We start from the raw sequence: 635 nt of genomic DNA on the forward strand, positions 1-635 counted from the left end.
TAGTAGACTCAGCTGTGTACGAAACAGGACGGGTAACGGGTTATCCGCATCTTCCACGAGCTCAGGTAATCGTCGCTGTAGCTGCTGGATACCTCGGGGGACGACAATGCCAAATTCGGCCAATAACCCCCTGATTTGATTGGCTTGTGCGGTTCGCTGTTTGATGAAGCTCTGACGACTCCGGTGAAGTGCCAATACGGCTTGCTGCTCAGCGGTTTTGACCGGCACGAACCGCATGTTAGGTCGAGTGACGGCTTCACAAATAGCTTCAGCGTCTGCAGCATCATGCTTATTGGTTTTAACATAGGGTTTGACGAACTGAGGGGCCATCAGTTTGACATTATGGCCCATCGATATCAGTTTATTGGCCCAGAAATGAGCAGATGCACAGGCCTCCATGCCGATCAAACAGGGTGGGATGTTGGCAAAAAAGGAGGCCATTTGTGCCCGTCTGAGTTGTTTGTTGAACAACCGTTTTCCGTGCTCGTCAACCCCATGGATCTGGAAAACGTTTTTTGCCAAATCGATTCCAATAGTTTTAACGTTCATGATAGCAGCGCTCCGTTCAATGAGTGACGATTTATCGTCCCACTGTGGCACAAGAGATGGGAGGCGACCATTCCATTAACAAAGCC

Annotated in this window: 1 protein-coding gene; it reads right to left on the bottom strand. The window is 49.8% G+C overall.

Annotated features, from left to right (window positions below):
* On the bottom strand, nt 1-549 hold a 549-nt coding region (locus tag C5687_RS24340), incomplete at its 3' end, for an IS110 family RNA-guided transposase (protein ID WP_146086318.1).
* Nucleotides 550-635: the final 86 nt, after the last annotated feature.

Source organism: Enterobacter sichuanensis (genome assembly GCF_002939185.1).
In the GTDB taxonomy this organism is placed as follows: domain Bacteria; phylum Pseudomonadota; class Gammaproteobacteria; order Enterobacterales; family Enterobacteriaceae; genus Enterobacter; species Enterobacter sichuanensis.